The organism is Streptomyces lasiicapitis, from assembly GCF_014646335.1.
Classification (GTDB): domain Bacteria; phylum Actinomycetota; class Actinomycetes; order Streptomycetales; family Streptomycetaceae; genus Streptomyces; species Streptomyces lasiicapitis.
This window is the reverse complement of sequence record NZ_BMNG01000006.1, coordinates 142,117-156,603: the sequence shown is the minus strand read 5'-3', so window position 1 is coordinate 156,603 and position 14,487 is coordinate 142,117. Positions and strand designations below refer to the sequence as shown.

Sequence of the window (14,487 nt, the reverse complement as noted above, 5' to 3'; positions counted from 1 at the left end):
GGCCCGTCAGGCGGACGTCAGCTGCCGCTGCGGCACGGCGGAACACGCCTGGTCGTAGCGGTGCAGCAGCAGCGCGGCGAGCGCCGGGTGCGCGCCGAGGGGTGCTGCGGCGAGCCACGGCGCGGCGTCGGCGGCCTGCGTGGCGAAACGGCCGGGCGCGGTGAAGTACGAGGCGACGGCGGTGTGCCGCACCCCCGCCGCGGCGAGCGCCCGCAGGGCGGCGGGCACGGTCGTCGGGGTCTGCCCGGTCGGCGCGGCGTAGGCGGGCACCACGGGCACCCCGAGCCGTCGGGCGAGCCGGTGGGCGGCCCGTCGGGTGTCGGCGGCGGAGTCCGGGTCCCGGGACCCCGCGGCGGCGAGCACCACGCCGTGCCCGGGGGCCGGGGCCCCGGCGGGCCAGCCCGCCTCGACGAGCCGGGCGTGCAGAGCCTCGTCGAGGAGGCGGTGCGGGCCGAGCGGGGCGGCGACGCGCAGGGGACGCCCCGGGAGGCTCGCCGCGGCGGCCGCGGCGGGGATGTCGTGCTTCACGTGGTAGCCGCGGCTGAGGAGGAGCGGTACGAGTACGGCGCCGGGGCCGCCGTCGGCATGGGGGCCCTCGGCGGGCAGGCCGCGCAGGGTGGCGTCGAGGGCGGGTTCGTTCAGCTCGATGTGCCCGAGCCGCACGTCGAGCCCGGGACGCAGCGCGCGGACCACGTCGAGCAGGGCCGTCACGGTGGTGAGGGCGCGGGGGTCACGGCTGCCGTGGGCCACGACGACGAGTGCGGGGACGGACTCGCGCCCCGGCGCGCGGTCACCGGGACACGGCCTGCGCGAGCCACTGAGCGTGACCAGTCCGAGGCGGGCGCCGAGCTCGCCGGTGATGCGGGTCATGAGCTGGGCTGCGGTGCCGAGGCCGGCTGTGGTGTCCGGGCCGGTCGGGGTGTCCGGTGCGGGCGTGGTGGCTGGTGCGGGCGTGGTGCCCGGACCGGCCGTGGTGGCCGGTTCGGTGGGGGTGCCGGGCCGGCCCACGGTGCCCAGCCCGGTCGCGGGCCTCGGCACGGCCGCCACGCCCGGCGTGGTCGCGGTGCTCGGCTCGGTCACGGGCCCCGGCGTGGCCCCGGCGTCCAGCCCCGTCGCGGTGTCCGGTGCGGTCGCGGTGTCCGGGTTCGGCGGCTTCATGGACCGAGGATGGCGGGGGCACGTTGCCGTCCCGTTGCGGTGTCGTGACGGCTGTTTTCGTGGGGCTCACACCTCACACCGGGGGGTGGAGCGGGTGGAGGTCGGCGTACCGAGCGCGTAACCCGGCGGGCCGGGGAGTGAAACACGGGCGCCGGAAAGTGGCGGGTATGCACTCCGTCGCCCCGCGCTCCCCCGCCGCACCGGACCCGGCCCCGTCCGCTTCCCCGTCGGGTTCCGTCACGCCCACCCACTGTCCGTACTGCGCGTTGCAGTGCGGCATGGGCCTTGCGCGCGCGGCGGAGGCGGGCGGGGGCGAGGGGGCCGCGGGTGTGGTGGTCGTGGAGCGGCCCTCGTTCCCCGTCAACGGGGGCGCGTTGTGCGGGAAGGGGCGTACGGCGCCCGCGGTGCTGTCCTCGCGGGTGCGGTTGACCGGGCCGCTGGTGCGGTCCGCCGTCACCGGTGAGCTGGAGCCGGCGGGCTGGGAGGAGGCCCTGGACCGGGTCGCCGACGGGCTCGCGCGGACGCGGGCCGCCTACGGGGCGGACGCGTGCGGGGTGTTCGGCGGGGGCGGGCTGACGAATGAGAAGGCCTACTCGCTGGGGAAGTTCGCGCGGGTCGTGCTCGGGACCTCGCAGATCGACTACAACGGGCGCTTCTGCATGTCGTCCGCCGCGGCCGCGGGCACCCGGGCGTTCGGGATCGACCGGGGGCTGCCCTTCCCGCTCGCGGATGTCGCGCGGACCGGATGCCTGATCCTCGTCGGCTCCAACCTCGCCGAGACCATGCCGCCCGCCCTGCGCCACCTGACCGAACTCAAGGAGAACGGCGGCACGTTGATCGTCGTCGACCCGCGCCGCACCCGCACCGCCGAACAGGCCGACCTGCATCTCGCGCCCCGCCCCGGCACCGACCTCGCGCTCGCCCTCGGGCTGCTGCACCTCGTGGTGGCCGAGGGCGGCACCGACGAGGCGTACATCAGGGAACGTACGACCGGATGGGAGGAGGCGCGGGCCGCCGCGATGGCGCACTGGCCCGAGTACGTGGAGCGGATCACCGGCGTGCCCGTGCCCCAACTCAGGGAGGTGGCACGGCGGTTCGCCGAAGCCGAGCACGCCATGGTGCTCACCGCGCGCGGGCCCGAGCAGCAGGCGAAGGGCACGGACACGGTGGGCGCATGGATCAATTTGTGTCTGGCCACGGGGAGGCCGGGGCGGCCTCTGTCCGGGTACGGGTGTCTGACCGGGCAGGGCAACGGGCAGGGCGGGCGTGAACACGGGCAGAAGGCCGACCAGTTGCCCGGCTACCGCAAGCTCACCGACCCGGCGGCACGCGCCCATGTGGCCGGGGTCTGGGGCGTGGACCCCGACTCGCTGCCCGGTCCCGGACGGTCCGCGTACGAACTGCTCGACGCGCTCGGCGGGGACGTGAAGTCGCTGCTGCTCATGGGGTCCAACCCGGTGGTGTCCGCGCCGCGCGCCGCGCACGTGGAGGAGCGGATCAAATCCCTGGACTTCCTCGCCGTGGCCGACGTCGTGCTGTCCGAGACCGCCCAACTCGCCGACGTCGTACTGCCGGTGACCCAGTGGGCCGAGGAGACCGGCACCGTGACCAACCTGGAGGGGCGGGTGCTGTTGCGGCGGCGGGCCGTGGAGCCGCCGGACGGAGTGCGCAGCGATCTGGAGGTGCTGCACGGGCTTGCCTCTCGGCTCGGGCACGGGAAGGGGTTCCCGGTCGAACCCGAGGAGGTGTTCGAGGAGTTGCGGCGGGCCAGTGCGGGTGGGGTCGCGGACTATTCGGGGATCTCTTATGGGCGGCTCGTCGAGGATGAGGGAGCTGGGGTGTTCTGGCCCTGCCCAGGGGCCGGGGACGACAGCCGGCGTGAACATCCCGGTACGCCGCGGTTGTTCCTCGATCGGTTCGCCACCGAGGACGGGCTCGCCCGGTTCGTGCCCGTCGTGCATCGGGACTCCGCCGAGGAGACCGACAGCGAGTATCCGGTGGTGCTGACCACCGGGCGGGTGCTCGCCCAGTATCAGTCCGGGGCGCAGACCCGGCGGGTGGCGGAGTTGAATGCCGCCGCGCCCGGCCCTTTCGTGGAGGTGCATCCGCGGTTGGCCGCGCGGTTGCGGGTCGCCGATGGGGAGGTCGTGGCGGTGGTTTCTCGGCGCGGGCGGGTGGTGGTGCCCGCGCGCGTCACCTCCTCCATTCGGCCCGACACCGTGTTCATGCCGTTCCACTGGCCGGGGGCGGGGCGGGCCAACACGCTTACGCATCCTGCGTTGGACCCCGTGTCTCGGATGCCGGAGTTCAAGGTTTGTGCGGTTCGTCTTGAGCGGGCGTGAGGATTCCCCAATCCCGCCCCTTCCCGAACCGGGGGCTTCGCCCCCGGACCCCCTTGTCGGCGCTCCGCGCCTCGTCCTCAAACGCCGGACGGGCTCAAATTGGCCACCTGCCGTCCGGGAGTGGCGACCCCGCTGCCCGTAGTCGTGCCGCCAGGAGTGGTGCTGCCACATAGACCCATGCCCTTGTCGTCGCGCCGTCCATACGCGTGACCTCCCGGGCCACCCGTTCGTAGAGGTTGCGCGGGTCGCCCGGCGAGTAGTCCTCCAGGTGGTCCAAGGCCGCCAGGAGGGACTCGTACTCGGCGGGGATCGGCGTGATCAAGTCGCCGTGTACGAGGGCGGGTTCGGCGGTCTCGACCGCGTAGGGGTAGCCGGGGCCGTCGTACAGGAGCGTGTGCTGGAGGCACGCCGGGGTGGTCGACGTGATGCGGCCTCGCAGGTACGCGGCGTGGTTGCGTTCGCCGGGGCGCAGGGTGCCGTACACGAAGACCGGCAGGTGTTCGGCGGGAGGGGTCACTCGGTGGTCTCCTGCGTGACCCAGGCCAGGTACGCCGCGCTGCCCCTCGTCACGGGGGTGGCGATGATCTCCGGGGTGTCGTAGTTGTGGGCCTGGGTCAGATACGACTCCAGGGCCTCGTACCGCTCCGTGGTGGTCTTGAGCAGCACCTGCCACTCGCGGGCCGTCTCGATGGCGCCGTCCCAGCGGTAGACGGACGTCACCGGGCCGTTGATCTGCGCACAGGCCGCGACGCGCGCGTCGACCGCGCCGCGGGCCAGGGCGTCGGCCTTGCCGGGGGTGTCCGTGGTGGTCAGGACCGTGAGGACGGTCGGTTCTTGCACGGTTCTCGCTCCTTTTGTTGTCGGGGGTGTCGGGGGTGTCGGGTGTTCGGCGGGGGTGGGGCGGGCCCCAGGTGATCAGGAGGCTACCGGCCTGGCCGAAGGTCCTGATATCGGCGATTTACTCGCTTTAGCGGCGACTGTTACACAACCTCCCGGTTTCCGTGATGCGTCCTTCCTACTGTCGAAGGCGGTGGCCGGTCTCCGCCGAATCCCCGGTGCTTCCCCCGGACCGGCCACCGCCAAGCCCCTGCCCTGCCGGTCTCTCGGCTCCTCAGCTCATCGGCTCCTCGGTTCCTCCATGAATCTGCGTTCTCGTCACCGCCCCCTCCGCCCCCTCCTGCTGGGGGCGCCCCTCGCCGCCCTGGCCACCGCCGTGCTCTGCGCGTGCGGGGGCGCCGACGGCCTCAGCTCCGGCGACCCTGCCCCGCCGGTGTCGGTGCAGCCGCGCCCCGAGCCGCTGTGGTCCGCCTGGTCCGGGTCGTCGCCGTCGTCGCCCGGCGCCGACCCGACGGCCAAGCAGCCGCCGCCCGAGCCGCTCGACGGGTTCGAGCTCGGGCCCGGCGGGCTCGCCAAGGCCGACGTGAAGGAACTGCTGCGGGCCGACACCCGGCTGCGTACGCTCGCCGACCGGCCGATGATCAAGAAGCCGGGGCGGCCCGGCATCCGGCCGCCGGTGCTCACCGACCTCACCGGCGACGGGCGGCGCGAGCTGCTCGTCGCGATCGACGTGGAGAGCGGGCGCAGCGTGCTCGCCGTCTATTCGGAGAAGCGCGGGAAGGTCTATCCGGTTCTGGTCACCGCGGGGCGGCGGCTCGCCGTCGAGACGCTCGGGCCCGATCTGCTGGTGCGCAGCCCGTGCGCGGACGGCGGCGAGCAGGCCGTGCGCTACCACTGGGACGGCACCCGGATGTCCACGGTCAGTGACGTCAAGAGCTATCCGAAGTCCGGGCACGGGGTGGATGAGGGTGAGGGTGAGGAAGGCGGGGGCGGCGGTGGGGTCACTCCGCCCTCGCCCTCCGGCGAGCCCGGCGCCCCGGGCGACTCGCACGGCTCCGGCGGCTCCAGCGGCTCCGGCGACTCCGGAGCCCGCCCATGACGCTCCGCCCCCTCGGCGTCCTGCTCCTCCGCCTGCCCCGCCGCGCCCTCGCGGCCCTCGGCACCCTCGGCCCGCGCTGGTACACCCTCGGCCTGCGCTGGAAGATCGCCGCGCTGCTCGCCACCGGGTGCGCGGTCGTCGCCGTCGCCATCGGGCTGCTCGTCCACCACGCGCGCCTCGACCAGGTGTGCGACGGCGCCCGGTCGGCGGCCACCGCTCAGCTCGTACGCGTACGTCAGGTGTACGAGCTGACGGGGCAGGTCCCGCAGGACGACACGGACGCGGCCCTCGACTCGCCCGGTCTGCCGGAGCCGCTGCGGGCCGCCGCGCTCGACGGGCGGCGCACCACGTACCTGGACATCGACGGCACCGAGGACACGGACGGCGGCGAGCCGTCCGTGTGGGCGGCGCGGCCGGTCGGCGATCACGTGCTCTCCGTACGGATGCCGCTGCGCGAACAGGCCGACGAGATGGCCGAGTTCGACCGGCAGCTCATCGTGTCCGGGGCCGTCGTCGTGGCGCTCGCCGCGCTCGGCGGCGCCGCCATAGCCAGCAGGCTCAGCCGCGATCTGCGCACGGCGGCCGCCACGGCGCGCCGCATCAGCCAGGGCGAGCTGGACGCCCGCATCGGCCATCCGCTGCCGCCGGGCTTCCGGCACGGCAAGAACGAGGTCGCCGACCTCGCCACCGCCGTCGACACCATGGCCGCCACGCTCCAGCAGCGCCTGGAGGCCGAGCAGCGGTTCACCGCGGACGTCGCGCACGAGCTGCGCACCCCCCTGACCGGACTGCACACGGCCGCCGAACTGCTCCCGCCGAGCCGCCCCACCGAGCTGGTCCGCGACCGCGTCGTCGCGCTGCGCGCCCTCACCGAGGACCTGCTCGAGGTCGCCCGGCTCGACGCCGACGTGGAGCGGCCCGACCTGGACGTGCACCCGCTCGGCACGCTCGTCGAGGGCATGGTCCAACGGGCGGGCTGCGCCGACCAGTTCACCGGCCGCGGGGTACGGTTCACGCGCGCCGACGAACGTCTCGTACGCACCGACCCGCGCCGTCTGGAGCGGATCCTCACCAACCTCGTCGGCAACGCCCGCAGGCACGGCGGCGGCCCCGTCGACCTGTGCGTCGACGGGGCCGTCGTCACCGTGCGCGACCGCGGGCCCGGCTTCCCGCCGCACCTGCTGCGCGAGGGCCCGCAGCGGTTCCAGACCGGCGCCCGGGAACGCGGCCAGGGCACCGGGCTCGGCCTGACCATCGCGCTCGGGCAGGCCGCGGTGATCGGCGCGCGGGTGGAGCTGAGCAACGCGGCCGACGGCGGGGCGGTGGCTGTCGTACGCCTACCGGAGGCGTGAACCCGCACGCCCGGGCTCAACTGCCGTACGGCCGCACCTCCTTGGCCCCCCGCAGCGCCCACGCCCACCACTGCAGCTGGTCCAGCATGCCCTTCGCCGCGGCGTCCGCGGCCGAGGGGTCGCGGTGGCTGCCCTCGTCGTCGAAGAGGGCGCCCGCGTTGTGGAAGGAGACCGTGTCGCGGACCGTGACCATGTGCAGTTCGGCGAAGACCTGGCGCAGGTGCTCGACGGCGCGCAGGCCGCCCGAGATGCCGCCGTAGGAGACGAGGGCGACGGGCTTGGCCTGCCATTCCTCGCGGTGCCAGTCGATGACGTTCTTCAGGGACGCGGGGTAGGAGTGGTTGTACTCGGGCGTGAGGACGATGAAGGCGTCGGCCTCCGCCAACTTCGGTGTGACCTTGGCGAGTTCGGCGATCACTTCGGCGGACGGGCGGTAGGACAGCGAGGTGGGCAGGTCCACCTCGGCCAGGTCGACGACGTCCGCCTCGAAACCCTCGTGGCCGCGCACCCGGCGCAGCAGCCATTCGGCGACGACCGGGCCGAAGCGGCCCTCGCGGTTGCTGCCGACGATCACGGCCACCTTCACCGGCGTATCGGCCGTGGCGGTGAGCGCGGTGGACGGGGAGGAGGACGGGGAAACGGTCTGGGCCGTCGTGGTGTTCATGCGGAGAGCTTCTGACTTAAACCTTGGTTCAGGTCAAGCCGTGTCCGCGATTAGTCTGACGGCATGACGACGCATCTCGCACCGGACGCCAAGGAAGCCACCGTCGGCGAGCTCGCCGAGCGCAGCGGAGTGGCCGCATCCGCCCTGCGTTTCTACGAGCGCGAAGGCCTCATCTCCAGCCGTCGCACCGCCGGCAACCAGCGCCGCTACGGCCGCGACACGCTGCGCCGCGTCGCCTTCATCCGCACCTCGCAGCGGCTCGGCATCCCGCTCGCCACCATCCGCGACGTACTGAAGCTGCTCCCGGAGGACCGCACGCCCACCCGCGAGGACTGGGCCCGCATCTCCGAGTGCTGGCGCGCGGACCTGGACGAGCGCATCCGTACGCTGGAGCGGCTGCGCGACAACCTCTCGGACTGCATCGGCTGCGGCTGCCTGTCGCTCAACCGGTGCGCCCTGTCGAACCCGTGGGACGAGCTGGCCGCGCACGGGCCGGGGCCGCGCCGCCTGATCGAGGACTAGGACCGCCTTGGGGACGCAGCCATGGCCAACGGGTGTACGTACCGACGACCCGCCCGCGAACGTACCGTGGCGCCATGACGACGCGACTGCCAACCACCACCGACGTGACGCGACTTGAGATCGACGGCGCGCCCGCCACCGCCGACGCGCTGCGGGCCCGCGCCCTCGACACCTTCGGGCACTTCACCGCGATGCAGGTCAGGGACGGCCGGGTGCGCGGCCTCGGGCTGCATCTCGCCCGCCTGGACGCCGCGACCCGTGAGCTCTTCGACCAGGGGCTCGACGGGGAGCGGGTCCGCGACCTGGTGCGGCACGCGCTCGCCGGGGACGGCGGCGACGGCGCGGCCGGCGTCATCGCCGACGCCTCGGTCCGCGTGTACGTGCACGCCCCCGACGGCGCCCCGTCCCTGATGGTCACCGTGCGCCCGCCGACGGAGCTGCCCGCCGCCATGGCCGACCGCGCGCAGGCGCTGAAGTCGGTGGCGTACGTACGTCCGGTCGCGCACATCAAGCACCTCGGCGGCTTCGCGCAGGCCTACCACGGGCGTGCGGCGCGGCGCGCGGGCTACGACGAGGCGCTGCTCACCGGCCCTGACGGCGAGATCAGCGAGGGCGCGATCACGAACGTCGCCTTCTTCGACGGGCACGAGGTGGTGTGGCCCGACGCCCCGCACCTGGCGGGCATCACCATGCAGCTCCTGGAGGCGGGGCTCGCCGACGCGGGGCTGCCCTGGCGCCGGGGGCCGGTGCGGCTGCGGAACCTGCCCGGGTACCGGGCCGCCTTCGTCGCGAACTCCTGGGGGGTCAGTCCGGTGCGGCGCGTGGACGATCTTGAGCTCGCGCTCGACGAGAAGCTGATGGCGACGGTCGCCGGGGTGTACGAGGAGGTCCCCCGCGACCTGATCTGAGCGGGGCCCGGCGGCGCGGAGGCGGACGGGGCGTCGGCGTGGGCGCATACGTGGCAGGTCACCCATTCACAGGCGCCGCGCCACGCCTTCGGTCCGCTTGCCGTGACACCCCCGATGACCTGCTGGAACGTTCCCGTCGGGGCGTCAGGACCCACGTCCGCGCAGTGTTTCTGATGCCCCCTCAGCAGGCGTGCGGGGCCGAGTGCCACTTACCTCGAAGGTGCGTCCCGCACGTAGGCCTCGACAGGAGCAAGCAACCATGCGCACTGCCCGCAAGCTGACGGCCTCCGCCGCGCTCGCCGTCACCTCGGCCGGCCTGCTCGGCGCCCCCGCCGTCGCGGTGAACGCTCCGCCCGTCGGCGGCCTGGAGGTGTCTCCGGCCACCGTCACGCCCGGCACCACCGTCACGGTGAGCACCGCGGCGTGCGGCACGGACGCCAGCGCGACGGGGGACGCCAGTGCCGTGGGCGCGGGCACCTTCGCGCTTGTCTCGGCGGAGCGGCCCGAGGTGGCGTCCGGGCGGTTCAAGGTGCCGCCTTCGGCGCAGCCCGGTACGTACGAGATCGTCGCGCGCTGCGCCGGGTCCGGCGCGGACGACGGCCGGCAGGTGGCGGGCGACCTGTCGGTGACGCTGACGTCCACGGCGTCCGCCCGCGAGGAGCAGCCGGTGCCCGTGCCGGTGCATCCGCGGGGGCATGTGAAGACGGGGGTCGGCGGCGCCCTTGGCCCCGATCCCGTGAAGACCGCGGCGGGCGTGGCGGTTCTCGCCGTCGCCGCCGCGGGCGGTACCTGGCTCCTGCATCGCCGGGCGAGAGGCGACAGGATCTGACGGACCCCCTCCGCGGTCCGCGGGTACCACCGCTCCCCTCCCTCTCCCGCCCGCCTGTCCCTCGCGGCCGGGAGGGGGAGCGGGGCTCACCTCCCCATCCCCGACCCCCGAGGGGGCGAGTCATGCGCCGGACAGAGCGGCGAGGGCGGTTCGGCACCTCCCTCATAGCCACCGTCACCGCGCTCGCGCTGGGCAGCGGTGCCTGGCTGGTGTACGAGGGCACGGCATCCCATCCGCCGCCGCAGCCCTCGGCCTCGCAGGCGGCGGCGCCCGGCACCGGCCGCGCGGGCCTGAACGCCGCCGCGCCGCTGCCGCCGTCGCCGCCCGACCGGATCCGCATCCCGGCGATCGACGTGGACGCGCCGATGATGGGGCTCGGCCTCACCCGCCAGGGCAGCCTCGACGTACCGCCGTCGCGGCACAAGAACCTCGCCGGTTGGTACGAGGCGGGGACGACGCCCGGGGAGCGGGGTACGGCGATCGTGGCCGGGCACGTCGACAACGCGGCGGGGCCCGCCGTCTTCTACCGCCTCGGCGGGCTCGCCAAGGGCCGCGTCATCGAGGTCGAGCGGCGGGACGGCGGGGTCGCCCTCTTCACGGTCGACGCCGTCGAGGTGTACGACGCGAAGGGCTTCCCCGACGAGAAGGTCTACGGCGCCGCGGCCCGCCCGGAGCTGCGGGTGATCACCTGCGGCGGGGCCTACTCCAAGGAAACGGGCTACCAGGGCAACGTGGTGGTCTTCGCCCACATGACGGGGTCGAGGTAGCGGCACCCCGACAACGGCAGAGTGCGAGCAGCCCGCAGCCGCCAACGGCGAACGCCCATCCAGCCCGCGCGGGCAGCACATCTCACAACGCCACCCCCACCCCGCTGAGCCCCCCGTTCCGCCAAGGAAACAACCCGGTACCCACCGGGAAACGTCCACCCCGCACGCTGCGGAACATGACCCAGAGGACCCCGCCCCCACGCGCAGTGGTGCTCGGCGCCGGCCTGGCCGGAGCCCGCCTCGCCGCCCGTCTGGGCCCGGACGCGGTCCTGATGGGCGAGGAGCCCCACGCCCCGTACAACCGCGTCCTGCTCACCGACGTCCTGGCGGGCCGCTACGGCCCGGAGCTGATCACGCTGCCCGAGCCCGCCCCGGGCACCTACCTGCGCACCCGCGCCGTCCGCGTGGACCGCGCCGACCGCGTGGTCCAGTGCGAGGACGGCTCCCGCGTCCCGTACGAAACCCTGGTCCTGGCCACGGGCGCCAACCCGGTCCTGCCACCGCTGCGCGGCCTGTTCGCGCCCGGCGCCACCGAGCTGCCGGGCGGGGTCCACGCGTTCCGGACGATGGCGGACTGCCTGGCCCTGCGTGAGGCCGCCCGCGAGGGCACCCGCGCAGTGGTCGTCGGCGGCGGGCTGCTCGGCGTGTGCGCGGCCCGCGCGCTGGCCGACCGGGGCGTCCAGGTGGTCCTGGCCCAGCAGGGCGACCGCCTCATGGAGCGCCAGCTCGACCCGGACGCCTCGGAGCTCGTGCACCGCCACCTCACCGCCCTCGGCGTGGAGGTGCACACCGAGTGCCGGGTACGGGGCGTACGGCAGACGGACGGGGCCGTGCGGTCGGTGGAGCTGGCCGACGGATACGTCCTCGACACCGACCTGACCGTCCTGGCCTGCGGCGTACGCCCCCGCACCGGCCTCGCCCGCGCCGCGGGCCTGGACGTACGACGCGGCGTAGTCGTGGACGACCACCTCCGCACCAGCGACCCCCACATCCGCGCCATCGGCGACTGCGCCGAGCACGCGGGCCAGACCCGCTGCCTGGCCGCGCCCGCCCTCGACCAGGCCGACGCCCTCGCCGCCGCCCTGACCTCGCCGGACCCGGAATCGGACGAAGCGGTCCGCCCGTACTCCGGCACCCGCTCCCTGACCCGCCTCACCCTGCCGCACCGCGAACACCCCCTGGACATCGCGGCGTTCGGCGACCCCGAGACCCGGCCCGACGACGACGTCGTACGCCTCACGGACGCCACCCGCGGCACCTACCGCAAGGTCGTCGTGCGCGGCGACCGGCTCGTCGGCGGCGTGCTCCTCGGCGAGCTGACGGCCGTGGGCGCGCTCGCCCGCGCCTGGGAGTCCGACGAACCCCTGCCCGACGACGGCAGCCCGCTGCTCCACCTGCTCACTCACGACGGAGGCCACTGACCTCATGGACACCGACGCCCCTGTGGCCGCCATGGACACAGCACCCGAGAAGACCCTCGTCCTCATAGGCCACGGCATGGTGGGCCAGCGCTTCCTCGAAGCCCTCGCCGAGCAGGGCCTGACCGCGACGCACCGCGTCGTCGTCCTGTGCGAGGAGCCGCGCCCCGCCTACGACCGCGTCCAGCTCACCTCGTACTTTTCGGGCCGCACCCCGGACGAACTCTCCGTCACAGACACCGAGTTCATCGAGAAGCACGGCATCGAGCTGCACCTCGGCGACCCCGCCGAGCACATCGACCGGCGGGCGCGGACGGTCACCTCGCGCGCCGGGCGCACCCTCACGTACGACACCCTCGTCCTCGCCACCGGCTCGGTGCCGTTCGTGCCGCCGGTGCCGGGCAAGGACGCGGCCGGGTGTTTCGTGTACCGCACGATCGAGGACGTCCTCGCCATCGAGGCGTACGCCAAGGAGAACGCCACGACGGGCGCGGTGGTCGGCGGCGGACTGCTCGGCCTGGAGGCGGCGGGCGCGCTGCAGGGGCTCGGACTCGGCACGCACATCGTGGAGTTCGCGCCGCGCCTGATGCCCGCGCAGGTCGACGACGGCGGCGGCGCGGCGCTGCTGCGCACGCTGACGGGCCGCGGACTCGCCGTGCACACGGGCACCGGCACGCAGGAGATCCTCACCGACGAGGCGGGCGCGGTGCGCGCGATGAGCCTGTCGGACGGATCCGAACTGGACGTCGACCTGGTCGTGTTCTCGGCGGGCGTGCGGCCGCGCGACCAGCTCGCCCGCGACTGCGCGCTCGCGGTCGGCGAGCGCGGCGGCATCACCGTCGACGAGCGGTGCCGCACGAGCGACCCGGCGGTGTACGCGATCGGCGAGTGCGCGCAGGCCGCGGACGGCCGGGTGTACGGCCTGGTCGCGCCCGGCTACGAGATGGCGCAGACGGCGGCGGCCGCCATCGCCGCAGGTGACGACTGCGACGCGGCGTTCACGGGCGCCGACATGTCCACCAAGCTGAAGCTGCTCGGCGTCGACGTGGCGTCGTTCGGCGACGCGCACGGCGCCACCGACGGCTGCCTCGACGTCGCCTACGCCGACTCGCGCTCGGGCACGTACAAGAAGCTGGTCGTGGGCGCCGACGGCACGCTGCTCGGCGGGGTGCTCGTGGGTGACACGGAGGCGTACGGGACGCTGCGGGCGCTGACCGGGTCGGTGCCGCCGGTGCCCGCCGAACAGTTGGTCCTTCCCGCGGGCGCGGGCGCCGCCCCGGCCCTCGGCCCGGAGGCGCTGCCGGACGACGCCGTGGTGTGCAACTGCCACAACGTCACGAAGGCCGCGGTGCAGGCGTGCGCGACGCTGCCCGAGGTGAAGAAGTGCACCAAGGCCGGTACGGGCTGCGGGAGTTGCGTGAAGCTCATCGGGCAGTTGTTGCCGCAGTCCGGCGACCAGGGCCTCTGCGGGTGCTTCGCACAGACCCGCCAGGAGCTGTACGAGATCGTCCGCACCCTGCGCGTCGCCTCTTTCCGGGAGCTGCTCGACCGGCACGGCCGCGAGTCGGCGCGGGGCGGGGAGGGCTGCGAGACCTGCAAGCCCGCGGTCGCCTCGGTCATCGCCTCGCTCGCCCCCGCGATCGGCGCCGACGGCTACGTACTCGACGGCGAACAGGCAGCCCTCCAGGACACCAACGACCACTTCCTCGCCAACCTCCAGAAGAACGGCTCCTATTCGGTCGTGCCGCGCATCCCGGGCGGCGAGATCACCCCGGACAAGCTCATCGTGATCGGCGAGGTGGCGCGGGAGTTCGGGCTCTACACGAAGATCACGGGCGGGCAGCGCATCGATCTCTTCGGCGCCCGGGTCGAGCAACTCCCGGTGATCTGGGCCCGGTTGGTCGACGCGGGCTTCGAGTCCGGGCACGCCTACGGCAAGGCGCTGCGCACGGTGAAGTCCTGCGTCGGGCAGACCTGGTGCCGCTACGGCGTGCAGGACTCGGTGCGCATGGCGATCGACCTGGAGCTGCGCTACCGGGGCCTGCGCGCCCCGCACAAGCTGAAGTCGGCGGTGTCGGGGTGCGCCCGCGAGTGCGCGGAGGCCCGCTCCAAGGACTTCGGCGTGATCGCCACGGCGAGCGGCTGGAACCTGTACGTCGGCGGCAACGGCGGCGCGACGCCGCGCCACGCGGACCTGCTCGCGCAGGACCTCGACGACGCCGGACTCGTCCGCCTCATCGACCGCTTCCTGATGTTCTACATCCGCACCGCCGACCGCCTGGAGCGCACCTCGGCCTGGCTGGAGCGGATCGACGGCGGCCTCGACCACGTGCGCGACGTGGTCGTGGACGACTCGCTCGGCATCTGCGCCGAGCTGGAGGCCCTGATGGCGGACCACGTCACGCACTACCGCGACGAGTGGGCCGAGACCCTGGCCGACCCGGACCGCCTGGCCCGCTTCGTGTCCTTCGTGAACGCGCCCGAGGCACCGGACCCACTCGTGGCCTTCGTCCCCGAACGCGGCCAGATCAAGCCCGACTTGCCGCTGCTGACGCTGCGCCCCCTGGAAGGAAGCTCCGCCCGATGACCGC

At 74.2% G+C, this 14,487-nt stretch carries 13 protein-coding genes; 9 read left to right on the top strand and 4 right to left on the bottom strand.

All coding sequences use genetic code 11. The features are described 5' to 3' along the window. Positions 1 to 6: 6 nt before the first annotated feature. Positions 7 to 1,158, bottom strand: coding sequence for a sirohydrochlorin chelatase (locus IEY91_RS14835; protein ID WP_189174287.1), 1,152 nt, complete (start codon positions 1,156 to 1,158; stop codon positions 7 to 9). Between the two features lie 167 nt (positions 1,159 to 1,325). Here IEY91_RS14835 and IEY91_RS14830 point away from each other — a divergent pair, with 167 nt between their 5' ends. Then, on the top strand, positions 1,326 to 3,500 hold the full coding sequence (locus IEY91_RS14830; protein ID WP_189174286.1) for a molybdopterin oxidoreductase family protein: 2,175 nt from the start codon (positions 1,326 to 1,328) through the stop codon (positions 3,498 to 3,500). Between the two features lie 94 nt (positions 3,501 to 3,594). Here IEY91_RS14830 and IEY91_RS14825 read toward each other — a convergent pair whose 3' ends face one another. Further along, on the bottom strand, positions 3,595 to 4,017 hold the full coding sequence (locus IEY91_RS14825) for a gamma-glutamylcyclotransferase family protein (protein WP_189174285.1): 423 nt from the start codon (positions 4,015 to 4,017) through the stop codon (positions 3,595 to 3,597). Further along, positions 4,014 to 4,340 (bottom strand): divalent-cation tolerance protein CutA, encoded by a 327-nt coding sequence (gene cutA / locus IEY91_RS14820; protein WP_164325292.1) that lies wholly within the window; start codon positions 4,338 to 4,340, stop codon positions 4,014 to 4,016. The genes IEY91_RS14825 and cutA overlap by 4 nt, the downstream gene beginning before the upstream one ends. A gap of 298 nt (positions 4,341 to 4,638) precedes the next feature. Here cutA and IEY91_RS14815 point away from each other — a divergent pair, with 298 nt between their 5' ends. Both IEY91_RS14815 and IEY91_RS14810 read left to right on the top strand, forming a co-directional pair. Next, a complete protein-coding gene (locus IEY91_RS14815) occupies positions 4,639 to 5,436 on the top strand; it encodes a hypothetical protein (RefSeq protein ID WP_189174284.1) in 798 nt (265 codons plus the stop codon). Further along, entirely contained in the window at positions 5,433 to 6,788 is a 1,356-nt protein-coding gene (locus IEY91_RS14810) for a sensor histidine kinase (RefSeq protein WP_229696965.1), read from the top strand. Before IEY91_RS14815 ends, IEY91_RS14810 begins: the two co-directional genes overlap by 4 nt. A 16-nt stretch (positions 6,789 to 6,804) precedes the next feature. Here IEY91_RS14810 and IEY91_RS14805 read toward each other — a convergent pair whose 3' ends face one another. Then, on the bottom strand, positions 6,805 to 7,452 hold the full coding sequence (locus IEY91_RS14805) for an NADPH-dependent FMN reductase (protein ID WP_229696964.1): 648 nt from the start codon (positions 7,450 to 7,452) through the stop codon (positions 6,805 to 6,807). A 63-nt stretch (positions 7,453 to 7,515) separates the two neighbouring features. Between IEY91_RS14805 and soxR the strand changes: the two genes are divergently transcribed. The 6 genes from soxR (at position 7,516) to nirB (ending at position 14,483) form a co-directional block, all read left to right on the top strand. Next, positions 7,516 to 7,974, top strand: a complete 459-nt coding sequence (gene soxR, locus IEY91_RS14800) for a redox-sensitive transcriptional activator SoxR (protein WP_164325290.1) — start codon at positions 7,516 to 7,518, stop codon at positions 7,972 to 7,974. A 74-nt stretch (positions 7,975 to 8,048) separates the two neighbouring features. Then, positions 8,049 to 8,882 (top strand): aminotransferase class IV, encoded by an 834-nt coding sequence (locus IEY91_RS14795; RefSeq protein WP_189174283.1) that lies wholly within the window; start codon positions 8,049 to 8,051, stop codon positions 8,880 to 8,882. Positions 8,883 to 9,141: 259 nt separating this feature from the next. Beyond that, the gene (locus IEY91_RS14790) at positions 9,142 to 9,711 is read left to right on the top strand and encodes a GVDTG sorting domain-containing protein (protein WP_189174282.1); all 570 of its coding nucleotides are present in this window, start codon (positions 9,142 to 9,144) and stop codon (positions 9,709 to 9,711) included. Between the two features lie 122 nt (positions 9,712 to 9,833). Continuing rightward, positions 9,834 to 10,478: a class F sortase gene (locus IEY91_RS14785; protein ID WP_164325284.1), complete on the top strand. Its 645-nt coding sequence runs from the start codon at positions 9,834 to 9,836 to the stop codon at positions 10,476 to 10,478. Between the two features lie 176 nt (positions 10,479 to 10,654). Continuing rightward, the gene (locus IEY91_RS14780) at positions 10,655 to 11,899 is read left to right on the top strand and encodes an NAD(P)/FAD-dependent oxidoreductase (protein WP_164325281.1); all 1,245 of its coding nucleotides are present in this window, start codon (positions 10,655 to 10,657) and stop codon (positions 11,897 to 11,899) included. A 4-nt stretch (positions 11,900 to 11,903) separates the two neighbouring features. After that, the gene (nirB, locus tag IEY91_RS14775) at positions 11,904 to 14,483 is read left to right on the top strand and encodes a nitrite reductase large subunit NirB (protein ID WP_229696963.1); all 2,580 of its coding nucleotides are present in this window, start codon (positions 11,904 to 11,906) and stop codon (positions 14,481 to 14,483) included. Positions 14,484 to 14,487: the final 4 nt, after the last annotated feature.

Coding starts and splice junctions, on each gene's coding strand:
- IEY91_RS14835 (WP_189174287.1), bottom strand. CDS start 1,158: ATGAAGCCGCCGAACCCGGACACCGCGACCGCACCGGACACCGCGACG.
- IEY91_RS14830 (WP_189174286.1), top strand. CDS start 1,326: ATGCACTCCGTCGCCCCGCGCTCCCCCGCCGCACCGGACCCGGCCCCG.
- IEY91_RS14815 (WP_189174284.1), top strand. CDS start 4,639: ATGAATCTGCGTTCTCGTCACCGCCCCCTCCGCCCCCTCCTGCTGGGG.
- IEY91_RS14810 (WP_229696965.1), top strand. CDS start 5,433: ATGACGCTCCGCCCCCTCGGCGTCCTGCTCCTCCGCCTGCCCCGCCGC.
- IEY91_RS14805 (WP_229696964.1), bottom strand. CDS start 7,452: ATGAACACCACGACGGCCCAGACCGTTTCCCCGTCCTCCTCCCCGTCC.
- soxR (WP_164325290.1), top strand. CDS start 7,516: ATGACGACGCATCTCGCACCGGACGCCAAGGAAGCCACCGTCGGCGAG.
- IEY91_RS14795 (WP_189174283.1), top strand. CDS start 8,049: ATGACGACGCGACTGCCAACCACCACCGACGTGACGCGACTTGAGATC.
- IEY91_RS14790 (WP_189174282.1), top strand. CDS start 9,142: ATGCGCACTGCCCGCAAGCTGACGGCCTCCGCCGCGCTCGCCGTCACC.
- IEY91_RS14785 (WP_164325284.1), top strand. CDS start 9,834: ATGCGCCGGACAGAGCGGCGAGGGCGGTTCGGCACCTCCCTCATAGCC.
- IEY91_RS14780 (WP_164325281.1), top strand. CDS start 10,655: ATGACCCAGAGGACCCCGCCCCCACGCGCAGTGGTGCTCGGCGCCGGC.
- nirB (WP_229696963.1), top strand. CDS start 11,904: ATGGACACCGACGCCCCTGTGGCCGCCATGGACACAGCACCCGAGAAG.